Source organism: Mycobacterium sp. NPDC048908 (assembly GCF_043197955.1).
Classification (GTDB): domain Bacteria; phylum Actinomycetota; class Actinomycetes; order Mycobacteriales; family Mycobacteriaceae; genus Mycobacterium.
In genome coordinates this window covers 193087-213451 of the sequence record NZ_JBICUE010000007.1, presented here as the reverse complement: position 1 = coordinate 213451, position 20365 = coordinate 193087, and the positions used below count along the sequence as shown (strand labels likewise).

Sequence of the window (20365 nt, the reverse complement as noted above, 5' to 3'; positions counted from 1 at the left end):
TACTCAACACAACGTCACGCAGCTGTTCCAAGGCCTGGAAATCGGTGTGCAGCTGACCCCCGGGCAGGTGTGGACGCAGTTTCACTCGTATGCCTTCGACTTCTCGGTGTGGGAGATCTGGGGTGCACTACTGCACGGTGGGCGGCTGGTAGTGGTGCCTGACGCGGTAGCGCGCTCGGCCGAGGATTTCCACGCCCTGCTGGTCCGCGAGCGCGTCACGGTATTGACGCAAACCCCCTCCGCTGCGGCAGTGCTGGCGATCGAGGGACTGGAGTCGGCGGCGTTGGTGATCGGTGCCGAGCCGTGCCCTCCTGAATTGGTCGATCGGTGGGCGCCGGGTCGGGTCATGGTCAACGTCTACGGGCCGACCGAGACGACCATGTGGGCCTGCAAGAGCACACCGTTGGAGGCTGGGTCGGGTGCGCCGCCGATCGGTTCCCCGACGGCGGGCGCCGCCTTCTTCGTACTCGACGAATGGTTGCGGCCGGTGCCGCCTGGGGTGGTCGGGGAACTGTACTTGGCCGGTCGGGGTGTCGGGATCGGATACTGGCGCCGATCAGGCTTGACCGCAACGCGTTTCATGGCCTGCCCGTTCGGGGCGCCCGGTCAGCGGATGTACCGCACCGGGGACCTGGTGTCATGGGGCCCCGATGGGCAACTGCGCTACCTGGGGCGCGCCGATGAGCAGGTGAAGGTGCGCGGGTACCGGATCGAACTCGGCGAAGTCCGCTCTGCGCTGCTGGCGCTGCCCGGGGTGCAACAGGCGGCGGTGGTTTCTCGTGAGGACCGCCCGGGTGAGAAGCGCTTGGTGGGTTACATCACGGGCAGCGCGGACTCAACCGAGGCGCGCAGCGCGCTCGCGCAACGCTTACCGGCCTACATGGTGCCGGCGGCGGTCGTCGCAGTGGAGTCGATGCCGGTCACCGTGAACGGCAAACTCGATACGCGAGCACTGCCGGCGCCGGGATTCACCGACGCTGCCCGCTACCGCGCTCCTTCGGGCGCGGTCGAGGAGATTCTGACGGCCATCTACGCGGAGTTGCTGGATGTCGACAAGGTCGGAGTCGACGACTCGTTCTTCGATCTCGGCGGCGACTCGTTGACCACGATGCGCCTGATCGCGGCGATCAACGCGGCGCTCGGCGCCGACATCCGCGTTCGCACGGTGTTCGAAGCACCGACCGTCGCCCAGTTGGCATTGTGCATCGGTGAGGGCGAGTCGCGCCGCGATCCATTGGTCGCGGGTGATCGTCCGACGGTGGTTCCGTTGTCGTTCGCGCAGAACCGGCTGTGGTTCATCGACCAATTGCAAGGCCCCTCACCGGTCTACAACATGCCGGTGGCGTTGCGGTTGTGCGGTCGCCTCGATATCGCGGCGCTTCGCGCGGCGCTGGCGGATGTGGTCGGTCGTCACGAGAGCCTGCGCACGGTTTACGCGTCGTGCGACGGCACCCCACATCAGGTAGTGATCCCTGCCGAAGACGCCGATATCGACTGGCAGACAACAGACGCCAGCAACTGGTCCGCGGACAGGCTGGCCGATGCCGTCCGCTCAACGGCGCAGCACACTTTCGATCTCAGCACCGACATCCCGTTGCGGATCACACTGTTCCGGCTGGCCGACGACGAACACATCCTGGTCGCGGTAATACACCACATCGCCGCTGACGGCTGGTCCTTGCGGCCGCTGGTAGCCGATCTGGGAACCGCGTACGCCAGCCGGTGTGTGGGTCAGACGCCGCACTGGGCGCCGCTACCGGTGCAGTATGTCGACTACACGTTGTGGCAGCGGACCCAACTCGGCGACCTCGAGGACCACGAGAGTCCGATCGCCGCGCAGCTGGCGTATTGGGAAGACGTGCTGGCCGGCCTGCCAGAGCGGCTCGAACTGCCGACGGATCGACCCTATCCGCCGGTGGCCGACCAGCGCGGTGCGACTGTCGAGGTCGACTGGCCTGCGCAGTTGCAGCAGCAGGTGGCTCGGGTTGCGCGAGAGCACAATGCGACCAGCTTCATGGTGATTCAAGCCGCGCTGGCCGTCCTGCTGTCGCGGATCACTGCGAGTTCCGATGTGGCCGTTGGCTTTCCGATAGCCGGCCGCAGTGACCCGGCGCTCGACGACCTGGTCGGGTTTTTCGTCAACACCCTGGTGTTGCGGGTCGATCTGACCGGAAACCCCACTTTCGTGGACCTTTTGGCGCAGGTGCGTACCCGCAGCGTGGCCGCATTCGAACACCAGGACGTGCCGTTCGAGGTGCTGGTCGAGCGGCTCAACCCGGCCCGCAGCCTGACTCATCACCCCCTGGTGCAGGTGTTGATGGGGTGGCAGAACCTGCCGTGGCAGAACGTCGGCAATGCTGCGGGACTAAATCTGGGCGGGCTGCAGGTGAGCCCGTTGCCGGTCGATACCCAGTCGGCCCGAATGGATCTGGCGTTCTCGTTGTCCGAGCGATGGACCGACACCGGCGAGCCCGCCGGGATCGGCGGCATTGTCGAATTCCGGACCGACGTGTTCGACCCGACGACTGTCGAGGCGTTGGTGGAGCGGTTGTACGGCGTGGTGGTGGCGGTGACCGCCGACCCGACAACAACGCTATCAACAGTGGATCTCTTGGCCGAGCCGGAGCGCACCAGACTCGACGCGATGGGTAATCGGGCCGTCTTGACGACTGCGGACCGATTCCCGTCGATTCAAGAACTCTTCGGTGCTCACGTCATCCGAAACCCCAGCGCGGTGGCGGTCAGCGATGACGGCCGGTCGGTGACGTACGCCGAATTGGACGCGGCCTCGAACCGGTTGGCGCATCTGTTGACCGGACACGGGGTGAGAGCCGGACAGTATGTCGCGCTGGTGTTGTCGCGCTCGGCCGAGGCCATCACCGCCATGCTGGCGGTGCTCAAATGCGGGGCGGCATACCTGCCAATCGACCCCGGATTGCCCTCGGACCGAATCGACTTCGTATTGACCGATGCGATGCCGGTGGCGGCCATCACCGCGGCCGAATTCGCCGATCGGCTGGCCGGGTTCGGTGGACCGGTGATCGACGTCAATGACTCACAGTCCGATGACCATCCGGAAACGCCGCTTGAGCAAGCGACCGCCCCTGAGGACCTGGCCTACGTCATCTACACCTCCGGCACCACGGGTGTACCCAAAGGCGTTGGGCTGACCCACGCCAACGTGACACAGCTGCTCGGTTCGCTGGATGCGGGGTTGCCGGCAACCGGAGTGTGGAGCCACGCGCATTCACTGGCGTTCGACGCATCGGTGTGGGAAATCTTCGGTGCACTGTTGCGCGGCGGCAGGGTGGTGGTGATCCCCGATGCGGTGGCGCGCTCGGCGGCGGATCTTCATCTGCTGCTGATCGCCGAGGACGTCACGGTGTTGACCCAGACACCGTCGGCGGCAGCCGTATTGGATCCGCAGGGCTTGGAATCGGTAGCTCTGGTGGTCGTGGGCGAGGCGTGCCCGCCGGAAGTAGTGGACCGCTGGGCGCCGGGACGGCTGATGGTCAACGCCTACGGGCCGACCGAAACCACGATGTGTGTAGCGATCAGCGAACCGCTGACTGCGGAATCCGGTGTGGTGCCGATCGGATCCCCCGTCGCCGAAGCCGGACTGTTCGTGCTCGACTCTTGGTTGCGTCCCGTTCCGCCTGGCGTCGCGGGTGAGTTGTACGTAGCGGGTGCCGGGGTGGGCACCGGCTACCTTCGCCGCCCATCGTTGACGGGGTCGCGATTTGTCGCCTGCCCGTTCGGTGCACCGGGGCAGCGGATGTACCGCACCGGCGATTTGGTGTCCTGGGGTGTAGACGGCCAGTTGCGCTATCTCGGCCGCGCCGACGAGCAAGTCAAGATTCGCGGCTACCGCATCGAACTCGGTGACGTCCAGGCCGCGCTGAGCGCGCTCGCCGGCGTAGCGCAGGCGGTGGTGCTGGCACGCGAGGACCAGCCGGGTGACAAGCGTCTGGTCGGCTACGTGACCGGTGACGTCGATCCTGCCGACGCGCGCGCCGCGTTGGCGCACCGGTTGCCGGCCTACATGATTCCCGCCGAAGTCGTGGTGTTGAACGCGTTCCCGCTGACGACCAATGGCAAGCTCGACACTCGCGCCCTCCCTGCGCCCGAGCACACCCTCGACGCCTACCGCGCCCCTGCCGATCCGGTGGAAGAAATCCTGACCGGAATCTACGCGCAGTTGCTCGGACGCGACCGTGTCGGCGTCGACGATTCGTTCTTCGACCTCGGTGGCGACAGCATCACCGCCATGCGCCTCATCTCGGCGATCAACTCAACCCTCGATGCCGATGTCGCCGTGCGAACGGTGTTCGAAGCGCCGACGGTCGCCGATCTGGCGCCACGCATCGGTAAGGGAGCGGGAAGACTGCGGCCCGTGGTGGCGGGTGAGCGTCCGCCGGTCATCCCATTGTCGTTTGCGCAGAACCGGTTGTGGTTCCTCGAGCAGTTGCAGGGCCCCTCAGCGGTCTACAACTTGGCGACGACACTGCGGCTGTCGGGCCACTTGGATGACGAGGCGTTGCGTGTCGCGTTCTGCGACGTGGTGGCCCGCCACGAGAGCCTGCGCACCCTGTTCGCGGCAACCGACGGGGTACCGCAGCAGGTGATCGTTCCTGCCCACGACGCGGAAGTCAGCTGGCGAGTGGTCGATGCCGCGGGTTGGTCGGCGCAGGAGCTGACCGAGGCGGTCCACGATGTTACCCGCTACGCATTTGATCTCACTGCTGAAATGCCGTTGCGAGCAATCCTTTTCAAGATGTCTGATGGCGAGCACATGCTGGTGGTTGCAGTGCATCACATCGCCGCCGACGGGTGGTCGATAACGCCCTTGGCGCGCGACCTCAGCGTCGCCTATGCCTGCCGGTGCGCCGGTCGGGCGCCCGACTGGGCGCCGCTGCCGGTGCAGTACGTCGATTACACGCTGTGGCAGCGGGCCCTATTCGGCGATGTGGAGGATCCTTTCAGTCCGATCGCCGCTCAACTGGCGTACTGGGAGGATGCGCTCGCCGGATTACCCGAGCGGCTGCAGTTGCCCACCGATCGTCCTTACCCGCTGGTTGCAGATCAGCGGGGCGCAACTGTGACGGTGGAGTGGCCCGCCGAATTACAGCGGCAGATCACCGGCTTGGCACGTGAGTACCAGGCGACCAGTTTCATGGTGGTGCAGGCCGCGCTGGCAGTGCTGTTGTCCAAGCTGAGTGCGAGTTCCGATGTGGCCGTGGGCTTCCCGATTGCAGGTCGACGCGATCCCGCGCTCGACGAACTGGTGGGGTTCTTCGTCAACACACTGGTGCTGCGCGTTGAGGTGGCAGGCGACGCCACCTTCGTCGACCTGCTGGCCCAGGTGCAACAACGCAGTCTGGCCGCCTACGAGAACCAGGATGTCTCCTTCGAGGTGCTGGTGGAGCGGCTGAACCCGATCCGCAGCCTGGCGCACCACCCCCTGGTGCAGGTGATGTTGGCCTGGCAGAACTTTCCGGCGGAGGGCAACAGTCCACTTGCGGGTCTCGCGCTGGGAGATCTTCAGGTCCAGCCGATACCGGTGGACACCAAGACGGCCCGGATGGACCTGACGTTCTCGCTCGGGGAACGCTGGACCGCAGACGGCCAGCCCGCTGGGATCGTGGGCAACGTCGAATACCGCACCGATGTTTTCGAGGCCGAAAGCATCGAGATGCTGATCGGACGGTTGCAGCGGCTGTTGACGGTCATGACGGCGGACCCGCGCCGAACACTGTCTTCGGTGGACCTACTCGACGGGGACGAGCAGGCGACGATCAATTCGTTCGAGCATCGGGCGGTGTTGGCGCGTCCGGCGAACACGCCTGCCGCCATCCCGCAGATCTTCGCGACGCAGGTGGCTCGCACACCGGATGCGGTCGCGGTGAGCCTTCAGGGCCGATCCCTGACGTATTCGGAATTGGATGCGGCGTCGAACGGGTTGGCGCATCTGCTGATCGGTCATGGGGCGGGTCCGGGACGGTACGTGGGACTGTTGATATCGCGCTCGACCGAGGCGATCGTGGCGATCCTCGCGGTGCTCAAGACCGGGGCGGCGTATGTGCCGATCGATCCTGCGTTGCCGTCGGCGCGGGTCGAGTTCATGCTCGAGGATTGCGACCCGGTCGCGGTCGTCACCACCGCGGATTTGGCTCGACTGCTCGGCGGATCGACCGTGCCGGTCATCGATGCCGCCGAACGAGTCGTCGACGATCCTGTCACGCCGCTGGTGATGCCGGCGCCGGATGACCTGGCCTACCTGATCTACACCTCGGGAACAACGGGTGTGCCGAAAGGTGTTGCGGTCACTCACCGTAACGTCACACAGCTGCTGGCGTCGGCCGAATCTGGGCTACCCGTGTCCGGGGTGTGGTCGCAGTGGCACTCGTTGGCTTTCGATGTGTCGGTGTGGGAGATCTTCGGGGCGTTGTTGCGGGGCGGGCGGTTGGTGGTGGTGCCCGAGTCGGTGGCCCGTTCACCGGAGGACCTGCACGCGCTGCTGGTCGCCGAGCAGGTGAGTGTGGTCAGCCAGACGCCGTCGGCGGCGATGATGTTGTCGCCCGAAGGCTTGGACGCGGTGACGTTGGTGGTGGCCGGTGAGGCGTGCCCGGCCGATCTGGTGAATCGGTGGGCGCCGGGGCGGACCATGATCAACGCATACGGTCCGACCGAGGCGACCATTTATGCGACGGTCAGTGCGCCGTTGAGCGCGGGGTCGGGTGTGGTGCCGATCGGGTCGCCGATAACGAATGCGGCGGCGTTCGTGTTGGACCCGTGGTTGCGGCCGGTTCCGATCGGTGTGGTCGGTGAGCTGTATGTGGCCGGTGCCGGGGTGGCTGCGGGATATGTGCGGCGTGCCGGGTTGACGGCGTCGCGGTTCGTGGCATGCCCGTTTGGTGGAGCGGGGGCGCGGATGTACCGCACCGGGGATTTGGTGCGGTGGCGTGCAGATGGTCAGTTGGACTATCTCGGGCGTGTCGATGACCAGGTCAAGATTCGCGGTTACCGCATCGAATTGGGCGATGTGCAAACGGCTTTGGCCGGTCTCGACGGAGTTCAACAGGCAGCGGTGGTGGTGCGTGAGGACAGTCCCGGCGTCAAACGGCTGATCGGCTACATCACCGGCACAGCCGAGCCCGCCGGACTGCGGGCCCAACTGGAAGAGCGGCTACCGGGGTACATGGTGCCGGCGGCGGTGGTGGCGGTGCCCGCGTTGCCACTGACACCCAACGGCAAGCTCGACCAACGCGCCCTGCCAGCACCCGAATACGCCGCACGGGAGTATCGCCCTCCGGCCACCGACTCCGAGGAGATTCTGGCCGGCATCTATGCCGAGGTGCTGGGAGTCGAGCGGGTTGGTGTCGACGACTCGTTCTTCGATCTTGGCGGCGACAGCATCATGTCGATGCAGGTGGTGGCTCGGGCTCGCGCCGCAGGGTTGACGTGCCGGCCCCGCGACATCTTCGTCGAACAGACGGTGGCCCGGCTCGCCGGAGTCACAGGCGTCGTCGAGACGGTAGTCGCGGACGAAGGCGTCGGAGCAGTACCGCTCACGCCGATCATGCGGTGGCTGCAAGCGGTGGATGGACCGGTCGACGAGTTCAACCAGACCGTGGTGGTGCAGGCTCCGCAGGGCGCCTGCGAAGATGACGTGGCGATCTTGTTGCAGGCCTTGCTGGATCGGCATGCGATGCTGCGGCTGCGCGTCGGGGACGACGGCGTCGGTGGTTGGTCGTTGCAGGTGCCAACGGTGGGATCGGTGGATGCCCGCGAGTGCCTGACCACCGTCGACGGCTTGTCGGATGCGGCGGTGATCGCGGCGCGGTCGCGGTTGGATCCCGCGGCAGGCGTGATGTGCAGCGCACTTTGGGTTGCCCCTGTCGGTCAGCTGGTGCTGATTGTGCATCACCTGGCCGTGGACGCCGTGTCGTGGCGAATCCTGTTGGAAGACCTCAATATCGCCTGGACACAGCATCGGGCCGGGCAGCAGGTGGCTCTACCGGCGGGCGGGACGTCGTTCCAGCGGTGGGCATCCCTGCTCAACGAACACGCCACCCGAGCGCACGTCGTCGCTGAGACGGACGCATGGAGGCGGGTGTCCCAATTGCCCGCCGCCCTGCCCGCGGTACAGCCGACCCAGGACACCTTCGCCACCGCAGGGCACCTGTCGGTACAACTGGATGCCGAAACCACCGGCATGATCCTTGCTGACGTGCCGGCGGCGTTCCACGCCGGCGTTCAGGACATCCTGTTGATCGCGTTCGGCTTGGCGATTGCCGAATTCGTCGACAACGGCGCCGCGCCGGTTGTCATCGACGTCGAAGGACACGGCCGCCACGAGGACCTGGCCGGTGATGTCGACCTGTCCCGCACCATCGGCTGGTTCACCACCAAATATCCGGTGCCCGTGCCCGTCAACACCGTGTCCTGGCAGCAGGTGACGGCCGGAGACACAGCGCTGGGCGCTGCGATCAAGAACGCCAAAGAGCAACTGCGCGCACTGCCTGATCCGTACACCTACGGCCTGCTGCGGTACCTGAACCCCGGCTCCGGCCTTGACGCACCCGACCCGACCATAGGTTTTAACTACCTTGGCCGCCAAGGCGTTACCGGCCGGCTACCCGAGAACCTGTGGCGGATGAGCGACGATTGGGCGGCCACCGGCGTGGCCTCCGCGGTGTCGATGCCGTTGATGCACACTGTCGAGCTCAATGCCGGCACCGTTGACACGGATGCCGGCCCGCAGTTGCACGCCAACTGGACCTGGGCCCGGTCGGCGTTGGACTCCGAGCAGGTCGCCCGGCTCAACCAATTGTGGTTGGAGGCGCTGGCCGGCATCTGCACGCTGGTGCGAAACGGTGAAGGGGGGTTGACCCCGTCGGACATCGCGCCTGCCCGTCTGGACCAACAGCAGATCGACGAACTGCAACAGCACTATCGGGTCGTCGACGTGCTACCCCTGACCCCGGTGCAACAAGGACTCCTGTTCCACACCAACACCGGCCACGGCGGTGACGATCTCTACGCCGGACAGGTCGACATCGGGATAGCCGGTCGGCTCGATCCCCAGCGCCTACGCGACGCCGTGCACACCGCGGTCACCAGACATCCCAACGTGGTGGCCCGCTTCTATCAGCGGTTCGGCGAACCGGTGCAGGTGATCACCGCCGACGCCTCCGAGTGCTGGCAATATGTCGACCTCGTCGGCACCGCCGATCCGGCCGACGAGATCCAGCGATTCTGCGCCGCCGAGCGTGCCGCGGTGTGCGACCTCGCCGACCAACCGCCGTTCCGCGCCGCCCTCATTCGCGTCGAACCGGACCAGTACCGCTTCGTATTGACCAACCACCACATCGTGCTCGACGGCTGGTCGATGCCAATACTGTTGGGCGAGATCTTCGCCGGCTATCACGGGCATCGACTGCCCACGACGCGGCCTTACCGGGACTTCGTCACCTGGCTGGCCGACCGGGATCAAGAAGCTGCCCGCGCTGCCTGGGGCGAGCTCTTCGACGGATTCGACACACCCACACTGGTCGGCCCACAGGCGGGGCTGCGTCAGGGGCAGCGACGCGTCGAATCCTTCACGTTGCCTGCGGAAACCAGCGAAGCAGCCAGCGATCTGGCCCGATCATGCCACACCACCGTCAACATCGTGCTGCAGGCGGGCTTCGCGCAATTGTTGGGCTGGTTGACCGGTAGCCACGATGTCGCGTTCGGTACAACGGTGTCGGGCAGGCCCGCCGAAGTCACCGGTGTCGAGTCGATGGTCGGCCTGTTCATCAACACCGTGCCGGTGCGCGCGACCATGCCCGCAACCGCCACCGCCGCAGATCTGGTGGCGCGGCTACACGACGCCTACCACACCACACTGGACCACCAGCACCTGGCGCTCAACGAGATTCATCGAATCGCCGGGCAGGACACACTGTTCGACACGCTGTTCGCGTTCGAGAACTATCCGGTCGACACCGACGCGTTGTCGGGCGGCGACGCGCTGACACTCACCGACATAGCCACCCGCGAGTCAACCCACTACCCGTTGGCAGTGCAGGCGCAGGCCGCCGGGCCGGAACTGATGTTTCGTGTCGAATACGACGCCGACGTCTTCACCGCCGACACGATCAAGGCGTTGATGAAGCGCTTCGAGCGGGTGTTGTCGGACATGTCATCGGATCCGGCGCGACTGTTGTCGTCGATGGCGGCGCTCAGCGCTGAAGAACAAACGACGGTTGATCGGTGGGGCGGCCGTGCGATCTTGAACCAGAAACATTCAGGTGCTTCGGTTCCCGCGCTGTTCACCGCGCAGGCGGCCCGCACACCCGATGCGGTTGCCCTGGTTTGCGGGTCCCGGTCGTGGACTTACCAGGAACTCGATGAGGCCGCGAACCGGTTGGCACACATGCTGGCCGACCGCGGCGCAGGACCGGGACGAAATGTCGCACTGCTGTTTCCGCGGTCCGCAGAGGCCATCGTGGCAATCCTGGCAACGCTCAAAACCGGAGCCGCCTACCTGCCCATCGACCCCGCCCTGCCGTCGGCGCGAATCGATTTCATGCTCGATGACACCGCGCCGATCGCCGCGGTCACCACCGCTGATCTGGCCGAAGGACTGGGCGCACACCCGGGATTCGTGATCGCAGACTTCGATGTCGAAGCTCCAGCAGACCGCGCGCACGCCTCCACGCCGTTGCCCACCCCGTCGCCCGACGACATCGCCCACATCATCTACACCTCCGGAACCACGGGCATGCCCAAGGGAGTCGCGGTCACCCATCGCAACGTCTGCCAGTTGTTCGACTCCCTCGACATCGGTGTCGAGCTGGCGCCGGGCCAGATCTGGACGCAGTTCCATTCCTATGCCTTCGACTTCTCGGTGTGGGAAATCTGGGCCGCGCTGCTGCATGGCGGCCGTCTGGTGGTGGTGCCCGACGCGATCGCCCGTTCCGCGGAAGAGTTCCACGCGCTGATCGTTCGCGAGCAAGTCACCGTTCTCACCCAAACACCCTCTGCAGCAGCGGTTCTTGCGGTCGACGGACTCGATACGGCGGCGCTGGTGATCGGGGCCGAGGCATGCCCGCCCGAGCTCGTGGATCGCTGGGCGCCGGACCGTGTGATGGTGAATGTCTACGGTCCGACCGAGACGACGATGTGGGCGTCGGCGAGCACGCCCTTGGCCGCCGGGTCCGGGGCGCCGCCGATCGGCTCACCCGTACCCGGGGCGGCGTTCTTCGTGCTCGACGACTGGTTGCGACCGGTTCGCCCCGGCGTGATCGGAGAACTGTACGTGGCCGGCCGGGGCGTCGGAGTCGGATATTGGCGACGCTCGGCCCTGACCGCATCGCGCTTCGTCGCCTGCCCGTTCGGCGGCGCCGGTGCGCGAATGTATCGAACAGGGGATTTGGTCTGCTGGGACCGCGACGGGCAGTTGCGCTACTTCGGCCGCGCCGACGAGCAGGTCAAGATTCGCGGGTACCGCATCGAACTGGGTGAAGTGCGCTCGGCACTGTCCGCAGTGGACGGGGTGGACCAGGCGGCGGTGATCGCCCGTGAGGACCGTGTCGGCGACAAGCGCTTGCTCGGCTACATCACCGGCACGGCTGACCCGACAGCCGCAAGGGCGGTGCTCGCCGACCGACTGCCGGCCTACATGGTTCCAGCCGCGGTGGTCAGTCTGCAGGCACTGCCGGTGACGGTGAACGGCAAGCTCGATACTCGCGCGCTGCCGGACCCGGACTTCGGCGCGGGCGGGTACCGCGCTCCGGGCAGCCACACCGAGGAGATTCTGGCCGGCGTGTACGCGGAGGTCCTCGACCTCGAGCGGGTCGGCGTCGACGATTCGTTCTTCGATCTCGGCGGCGATTCGCTGTCCACCATGCGACTGGTCGCGGCCATCAACGCCGCACTCAACGTCGATCTCCCGGTGCGCACCGTGTTCGAGGCGCCCACCGTGGCGCAATTGACACCGCGTATCGGTGAAGGTGAGCGTCGGCTTCAGCCGCTGGTAGCCGTCGACCGACCAGCAGTGGTTCCGCTGTCGTTCGCGCAGAACCGGTTGTGGATGGTCGACCAACTGCAAGGCCCCACAGCGATTTACAACATGGCGGCCGCGCTGCGGTTGCGCGGACAGCTCGACATCGATGCTCTCGCAGCTGCGTTGGCCGATGTGGTGGCCCGCCACGAGAGCCTACGAACACTGTTCCCGGCAGCCGAGGGAATACCCGAGCAGGTGGTGATACCCGCTGGGCAGGCTGATTTCGGTTGGGACGTGGTCGACGCGAGTCACTGGACACTCAACCGGCTACACGAAACCCTCCGAGCCGCGGCCCGCGAGACATTCGACCTGGCCGTTGATATTCCGTTGCGGGTGCGCCTGTTCCGGGTGGCCGGCGACGAGCACGTGTTTGTGGCCGTGGTCCATCACATCGCCGCCGACGGGTGGTCACTGCGACCCTTGGTTGCTGACCTCGGCACCGCCTACGCCAGCCGGTGCGCCGGCCAGGCTCCGGACTGGGCGCCGCTGCCGGTGCAGTACGTCGACTACACGCTATGGCAGCGGGCCCAATTCGGTGATCTGCAGGACCGTTTCAGTCCGATCGCCGCGCAACTGGACTACTGGGAGGATGCCCTCGCCGGGCTGCCCGAACGCCTGGACCTACCCACCGATCGCCCCTACCCCCTGATCGCCGACATGGCAGGCGCCACCGTGGTCGTGGATTGGCCGGCCGAGTTGCAGCAGCAGGTCGCACGGCTGGCCCGACAGCACAACGCGACCAGTTTCATGGTGGTGCAGGCCGCACTGGTGGCCGTGCTGTCGAAGATCAGCGCGAGTACCGATGTGGCCGTTGGCTTCCCAATCGCCGGGCGCCGCGACCCCGCACTCGATGACCTCGTTGGATTCTTCGTCAACACCCTGGTGCTGCGTGCCGATGTCGCCGATAACCCCACCCTCGCCGAGTTGGTGAGGCAGGTTCGCGCGCGCACTCTGGAAGCCTTCGAACATCAGGACGTGCCCTTCGAGGTGCTCGTCGAGCGGCTGAACCCGATCCGCAGCCTGACCCACCATCCGCTTGTGCAGGTGCTGCTTTCCTGGCAGAACTTCGCCGGCCTCAACGATCCCGCCGCTGGCTCAGGGCTCAAGGGCGTAGAGGCCACCTCGATTCCGTTGAGCACTCAGTCCGCCCGCATGGACCTGACCTTCTCGCTGGCCGAACGCTGGACCGAAACGGGTGCACCTGCCGGGATCGGCGGTGAGGTGGAATTCCGCACTGACGTATTCGACGCGCAAACCATCGATACGCTGATCAAACGATTGGAACGAGTCCTGGTGGTCATGACCGCCGACCCGGATCGGTCGTTGTCGTCGCTGAATCTTCTGGACGAGGCCGAGCGGGCGTCGATCGATGAGTTCGGCAACCACGCGGTGCTCACACAGCAGGCGCCCACGTCCGCCGCCATTCCAGAACTGTTCGCCGCACAGGTGGCGCGCACGCCGAACGCGGTCGCGGTCAGCTTTGAAGGCCGAGCCCTGACGTATTCGGAATTGGATGCGGCGTCGGACGGGTTGGCGCGCGTGCTTGCCGGTGCCGGTGCAGGTCCGGGACAGGCCGTGGCTTTGTTGGTGTCGCGGTCGGTCGAGGCGATCGTGGCGATCGTGGCGGTGTTGAAGACGGGGGCGGCGTATGTGCCGGTTGATCCGGCGCTGCCGTCGGCGCGGATCGGGTTCATGCTCGCCGATTCCGGGCCGGTCGCTGTGGTCACGACCAGCGATTTGGCCGGGCGGCTGGCGGAATTCGACGTCAAGGTGATCGACGTGGCGGCCGATCCCGTTGTCGACGAAGATCCTGGCAGGCCGGTGGCGGTGGTGGCGCCGGATGATGTGGCGTATGTGATTTACACGTCGGGGACGACGGGTGTGCCGAAAGGTGTTGCGGTGTCTCACCGTAACGTCGTTCAGTTGTTGACGTCGGCGGACTCGGGGCTGCCGGTGTCTGGTGTGTGGTCGCAGTGGCATTCGTTGGCCTTTGATGTGTCGGTGTGGGAGATCTTCGGGGCGTTGTTGCGGGGCGGGCGCTTGGTGGTGGTGCCGGAGTCGGTGGCGGCTTCACCGGAGGATCTGCATGCGCTCTTGCTTGCTGAGCGGGTCAGTGTGGTCAGCCAGACGCCCTCGGCGGCGATGATGTTGCGTCCTGAGGGTCTGGATGCGGTGACGTTGGTGGTGGCGGGGGAGGCGTGTCCAGTCGAGTTGGTGGATCGGTGGGCGCCTGGCCGTGTGGTCATCAATGCTTATGGCCCGACTGAGGCAACGGTTTATGCGGCGGTCAGTGCGCCATTGAGTGCCGGGTCGGCGGGGGTGCCGATCGGGTCACCGGTGCCAGGTGCGGCGGCGTTTGTGTTGGATCCGTGGTTGCGACCGGTGCCGGTTGGTGTGGTGGGGGAGTTGTACCTCGCTGGCGCGGGGGTGGCTGCGGGATATGTGCGGCGTGCCGGGTTGACGGCCTCGCGGTTCGTGGCGTGTCCGTTTGGTGGGGCGGGGATGCGGATGTATCGCACCGGGGATTTGGTGCGTTGGCGTGCTGATGGGCAGTTGGATTACTTGGGGCGGGTCGATGAGCAGGTCAAGGTCCGCGGCTATCGCATCGAACTCGGGGAGATACAAACGGCTTTGGCCGCTGTTGAGGGAGTCGAGCAGGCGGCGGTGATGGCGCGCGAGGACCGTCCCGGAGACAAGCGTCTCGTCGGCTACATCACCGGCAGCACCGATGCGGGGCGGGTGCGGGCGGCCTTGGCTGAGCACCTGCCGGCCTACATGATTCCGGCCGCAGTGGTAGCGGTGGCGGAGTTGCCGTTGACGCCCAACGGAAAACTCGACAAACGCGCCTTACCCGCACCGACATACGGAGATGTCGACCACTACCGCGGGCCCGCCAGCGTGGTCGAGGAGGCGCTGGCCGCCATCTACGCCGAGGTACTCGGCGTCGACCGGGTGGGCGTCGACGACTCCTTCTTTGACCTCGGTGGCGACAGCATCATGTCGATGCAGGTGGTGGCACGCGCGCGCGCCGCCGGCCTGACCTGCCGACCTCGCGACGTGTTCGTCGAACAGACGGTGGCCCGACTGGCGCGTGTCGTGAACGTCGCGGACGGCCAGGCTGACCTCGTCGACGAGGGAGTCGGAGCAGTACAGCTCACGCCGATCATGCGGTGGCTGGCAGCGGTGGACGGACCGGTCGAGGAGTTCAACCAGACGGTGGTGGTGCGGGCGCCGCAGGGTGCCACCGAGGACGACGCGGCGATTGTGTTGCAGGCCTTGCTGGATCGGCACGCGATGCTGCGGCTGCGCGTGGACGTCGACGGTGACGGGGGTTGGTCGTTGCAGGTGCCGCCGGCGGGATCGGTGGATGCCCTCGCGTGCCTGATCAGCGTCGACGTCTTGTCGGATCCGGTGGTGATCGCGGCGCGGTCGCGGTTGGATCCGGCGGCCGGGGCGATGCTCAGCGCCGTGTGGGTGTCGCGCACGCGGGAGTTGGTGGTGATCATCCACCACCTGGCTGTGGACGGGGTGTCGTGGCGAATTCTGTTGGAAGACCTCAACATCGCCTGGACACAACACCGCGCCGGGCAGTCAGTGGCGCTACCAGCAGGCGGGACGTCGTTCCAACGCTGGGCAGCACTGCTCAACGAACACGCCCAGCACGAGAACGTCACCGCCCAAACGGAGTGCTGGCGTCGCGTAGCGGCGACTCCCTCTGTGTTGCCTCCCGCGCAGCCGGAGGCAGACACGTATGCCACCGCCGGTCAGCTGTCGGCGGCACTAGATGACGCTGACGACGTGCAAACGCTGCTGCGTGATGTGCCGTCGGCGTTCCACACGGGTATCAACGACATCTTGGTGATCGGATTCGCGTTGGCGGTCGCCGAATTCGTGGGCACCGGTAGCGCACCCATCGCGATCGACGTGGAAGGACATGGCCGTCACGACGAGCTGGCCGACGATGTCGACCTGTCTCGCACCGTGGGCTGGTTCACCACCAAATATCCGGTGTCGCTGACGGTCAGCGAGCTGTCCTGGTCTCAGGTCATCGCCGGGGACGCGGCGTTGGGTGCGGTGATCAAGGACGCCAAGGAACAACTGCGCGCCCAGCCCGACGGCCTCACCTACGGACTGCTGCGATACCTCAACGACGACATCGACGTCCACGCTCCCGACCCGACCATCGGTTTCAATTACCTCGGCCGGCTCGGTGCCGGAGCCGAAATGTCCGGTGAGTTCTGGCAGATCAGCCCGGACGGTGCTTCGGTGACCGGTGTCAGCACCGCGGTGTCGATGCCGTTGATGCACACTGTCGAATTGAATGCCGGCGCCGTTGACACGGATGCCGGTCCGCGGTTGCACGCCAACTGGACCTGGGCCCGGTCGGCGTTGGACTCCGAGCAGGTCGCTCGGCTCAACCAATTGTGGTTGGAGGCGCTGGCCGGTATCTGCACGCTGGTGCGAAATGGTGGAGGGGGGTTGACCCCGTCGGACATCGTTCCTGCCCGTCTGGACCAACAGCAGATCGACGAACTGCAACAGCACTATCGGGTCGTCGACGTGCTACCCCTGACCCCGGTGCAACAGGGGTTGCTCTTCCACACCGCGCACGCGGGTGACGAGCTGTCCGACGTGTATGCGGTCCAGCTGGATTTGACGGTGACCGGCGCACTGGATCCCCGGCGCCTACGCGATGCGGTGCACACGGTGATCGTCCGGCACCCCCACCTGGTGGCCAGATTCTGCAGCGACTTCGACCGACCGGTGCAGATCATCTCCGAGGCGCCCGAAGTGGCTTGGCAGTTCACGGATGTCAGCGCCACCGCCGAGGACGTCCACGACCGCATCGAGCGCATCCGCGCTGCCGAACGCCTCGCCGTCCGCGACTTGGCCGACCAACCGCCGTTCCGTGTCGCACTGATCCGCACCGGAGAGCGCCAACACCGACTGGTGCTGACCAACCACCACATCGTGATGGACGGTTGGTCGATGCCAATACTGTTGGGTGAAATCTTCGCCGCCTATTACGGCCAGCAGCTACCCGCGGCTGCCCCGTATCGGAGCTTCATCACCTGGCTGGCGGACCGCGACCTCGACGCGGCCCGCACCGCCTGGGCCGAACTGATGGCCGGTTTCGACACGCCGACCCTGGTCGGTTCTCATACGCTGCCGCGGCGTGGAAGCAAGCCGGCCCGGCGCGAAGTCCGCACCTTCCGCCTACCCGAACACACCATGCAGGCCGCGACCGAGGTTGCCCGTTCCTGCCGCACCACGGTGAACGTCGTGTTGCAGGGCGTCTATGCGCAGCTTCTGTCCGGGCTCACCGGCCAACAGGACGTCGTGTTCGGTACCGCTGTCTCCGGTCGGCCGACCGACGTCGTGGGCGCGGACTCCATGCTGGGCCTGATGATCAACACGGTGCCGGTGCGAGCCAGCTTCACCGCCGCCACCAATACCGCGGATCTGCTTAATCTGCTGCAGAACTCGCACAACGCGACTCTCGAGCACCAGCATCTCGGGCTCGGCGAGATACATCGGATCACCGGCCACGACAAGCTTTTTGACACCCTCTTCGCCTACGAGAACTACCCCGTCGACACCAACGTCTCGGCAGGTGACGATGAGCTGGCCATCACCGACTTCACCACTCACGAACAGAACCACTATCCGCTGACGATTCAGGCCACGCCCGGTCAGGAACTCGGACTCCGCGTCGAATACGACGCCGACGTCTTCGACGCCGCACGCATCGACACCCTCGTCCGCCGGTTCGACCGCCTCCTGCTGGCGATGGCCGCAGATCCCACGCGGCGTCTGTCGTCGGTCGATCTGCTCGACGACGACCAACATGCCCGGCTCGATCGGATCGGCAATCGGGCGGCGCTGAACCAGCCGGTGGGAACAGCGTCGATCCCTCAACTGTTCGCCGCACAGGTCGAGCGCGCGTCGACGGCGCTGGCGGTGACGTTCGGGGCGTCGTCGATGACATACGCCCAACTCGACGATTCGTCCAGCCGGTTGGCGCATCTGCTGGCCCGCCACGGTGCAGGTCCCGGATCCTTTGTCGCGCTGCTGTTTCCGCGGTCCGCCGAAGCAATCGTGGCAATCCTGGCTGTGCTCAAGACCGGAGCCGCCTACCTGCCGATCGACCCGAGCCTTCCGGATGACCGGATCGCGTTCATGCTGGCCGACACTGCTCCTGTCGCCGCCGTCACGACCAATGAGCTGGCCGAGCGATTCGACGGGTCGCCGGTGACGGTGATCGACGTCGGTGATCCTGCCGTTGACACCGAACCCGGCACGGCGCTGCCTGCGCCGGCCCCTGACGACCTCGCGTATGTCATCTACACCTCCGGCACCACCGGGGTGCCCAAGGCCGTCGCCGTGACGCACCGCAACGTGACCGAGCAGTTCGGGCCGCTCAACGGCGCACTGCCGACGGAACAGGTTTGGACACAATGCCATTCGTATGCCTTCGACTTCTCGGTGTGGGAGATCTGGGGCGCCCTGCTGCACGGTGGACGGCTGGTGGTCGTGCCGGAATCCGTGACGGCCGCACCCGACGCGTTCCAGGCGATGCTTGCTGCCGAACAGGTCACCGTGCTCACCCAAACCCCGTCTGCGGCGGGGATGCTCTCGCCCGAGGCGGTCGGGGCGGCGGCATTGCTGGTCGGCGGCGAGTCCTGTCCGGCCGAACTGGTCGACCGCTGGGCGCCCGGGCGCGTGATGATCAACGCCTACGGCCCGACCGAAACCACGGTGTACGCGGCGATGAGCACCCCGTTGCGAGCCGCCGCTGGTGCGGTACCGATCGGCTCGCCGGTGCCCGCGGCGGCATTGTTCGTGCTCGACGCCTGGCTGCGTCCGGTGCCGCCCGGTGTGGTCGGGGAGCTGTACATCGCCGGTGCCGCAGTCAGCGCCGGCTATCTGCGCCGGTCGGCGTTGACGGCGTCGCGGTTCGTGGCTTGTCCGTTCGGTGGAGCGCCGGGAACCCGCATGTATCGCAGCGGGGACCTGGTGCGTTGGGATGCCGATGGACGGCTGCACTACCTGGGGCGCGCCGACGATCAGGTCAAGATCCGCGGCTTCCGCGTCGAACTCGGTGAGGTTCAGGCCGCGCTGGCCCGACTCGAAGGAATCGGTCAAGCCGCCGTGCTCGCTCGCCAGGATCGTCCGGGCGACACGCGCCTGGTGGCCTATGTCACCGGCACCGCGGACGCCGCCGCCGCGCGCATGCAGCTCGCCGAGCAGCTACCGGCCCACATGGTGCCGGCCGCGGTGGTGGTGCTGCCAGAGTTGCCCGTGACGGTCAACGGCAAGCTCGACACCCGCGCGTTGCCCGCACCCGAATATCGCGCAGGCGAATACCGCCGTCCGAGCACACCCACCGAGGAAGCGCTGGCCGCCATCTACGGTCGGATCCTCGGTATCGAGGGGGTCGGCGTCGACGAATCCTTCTTCGACCTCGGCGGCGACAGCATCTCGGCGATGCGCCTGATCGCCGCCGTGAACACCAGCCTGGACGCCGATCTGTCGGTGCCAACCGTTTTTGAGGCGCCCACTGTGCGCGCATTGAGTCATCGGCTGCTGACCGACAGTGCTGCTGGGCAGGAAATGGCTCCGATACAGGTGTTGAAGGACGGCACCGGAGTTCCGTTGTTCTGCCTGCATGCGGTCAGCGGCGTCAGTTGGCCTTATCAGGTTCTCGGCAATTACCTCGACTGCCCGATCGTCGGTGTCCAGCAGACATCCGACGCTGACAGGGTCGAACCGCGATCGCTGCGCGACATGGCGGCGACGTACGCCGACAGGATCCAGGCGCACTATCCGTGCGGCCCGTACCACCTGCTCGGCTGGTCGTTCGGCGGTGTCGTCGCTCACGCGGTCGCCGTCGAGCTCGAGCGCCGCGGCGCCACCGTCGCGCGGCTGGTCCTCCTGGACGCCGAACCGCAGCTCAACAGCGCGGCCAGCCAGGCCGTGGACCGAGACCAGCTCGACGAATTGGTGGGCCCACAAGGCGAATTCGCCGGCTATGCAGCACTTCTCGACCGTCTGGTGCAGAATTTCGACACCAACGTCGGTTTTTATCGAGAGCATGAGGCCGGTGTTTTCCACGGCGATGTGACCGTGTTCTGCGCCGAACGCGACGGAACAGACCGCAGGTCCGCCTTGCAGCGCAGCTGGCGACCGTACGTGAGCGGCGACGTCATCGTGCATGCCGCCGATTGCACCCATCAGGCGATGCTGACCACCGACGCGCTGGGCTTGTATGGGCAGCAACTCAGCGAGGTGCTCGGCGGTGAGACGATGTGA

1 protein-coding gene (cut by a window edge) is annotated in these 20365 nt (G+C 66.3%); it reads left to right on the top strand.

Annotated features, from left to right (window positions below):
* Positions 1–20365, top strand: partial view of a non-ribosomal peptide synthase/polyketide synthase gene (locus ACGFK1_RS19985; protein WP_393432930.1) — the 3' portion only. Its footprint begins 10751 nt before the window's first position; 20365 of the gene's 31116 nt are visible here — the last part of the coding sequence; its start codon lies off the left edge, out of view; it ends in the stop codon at positions 20363–20365.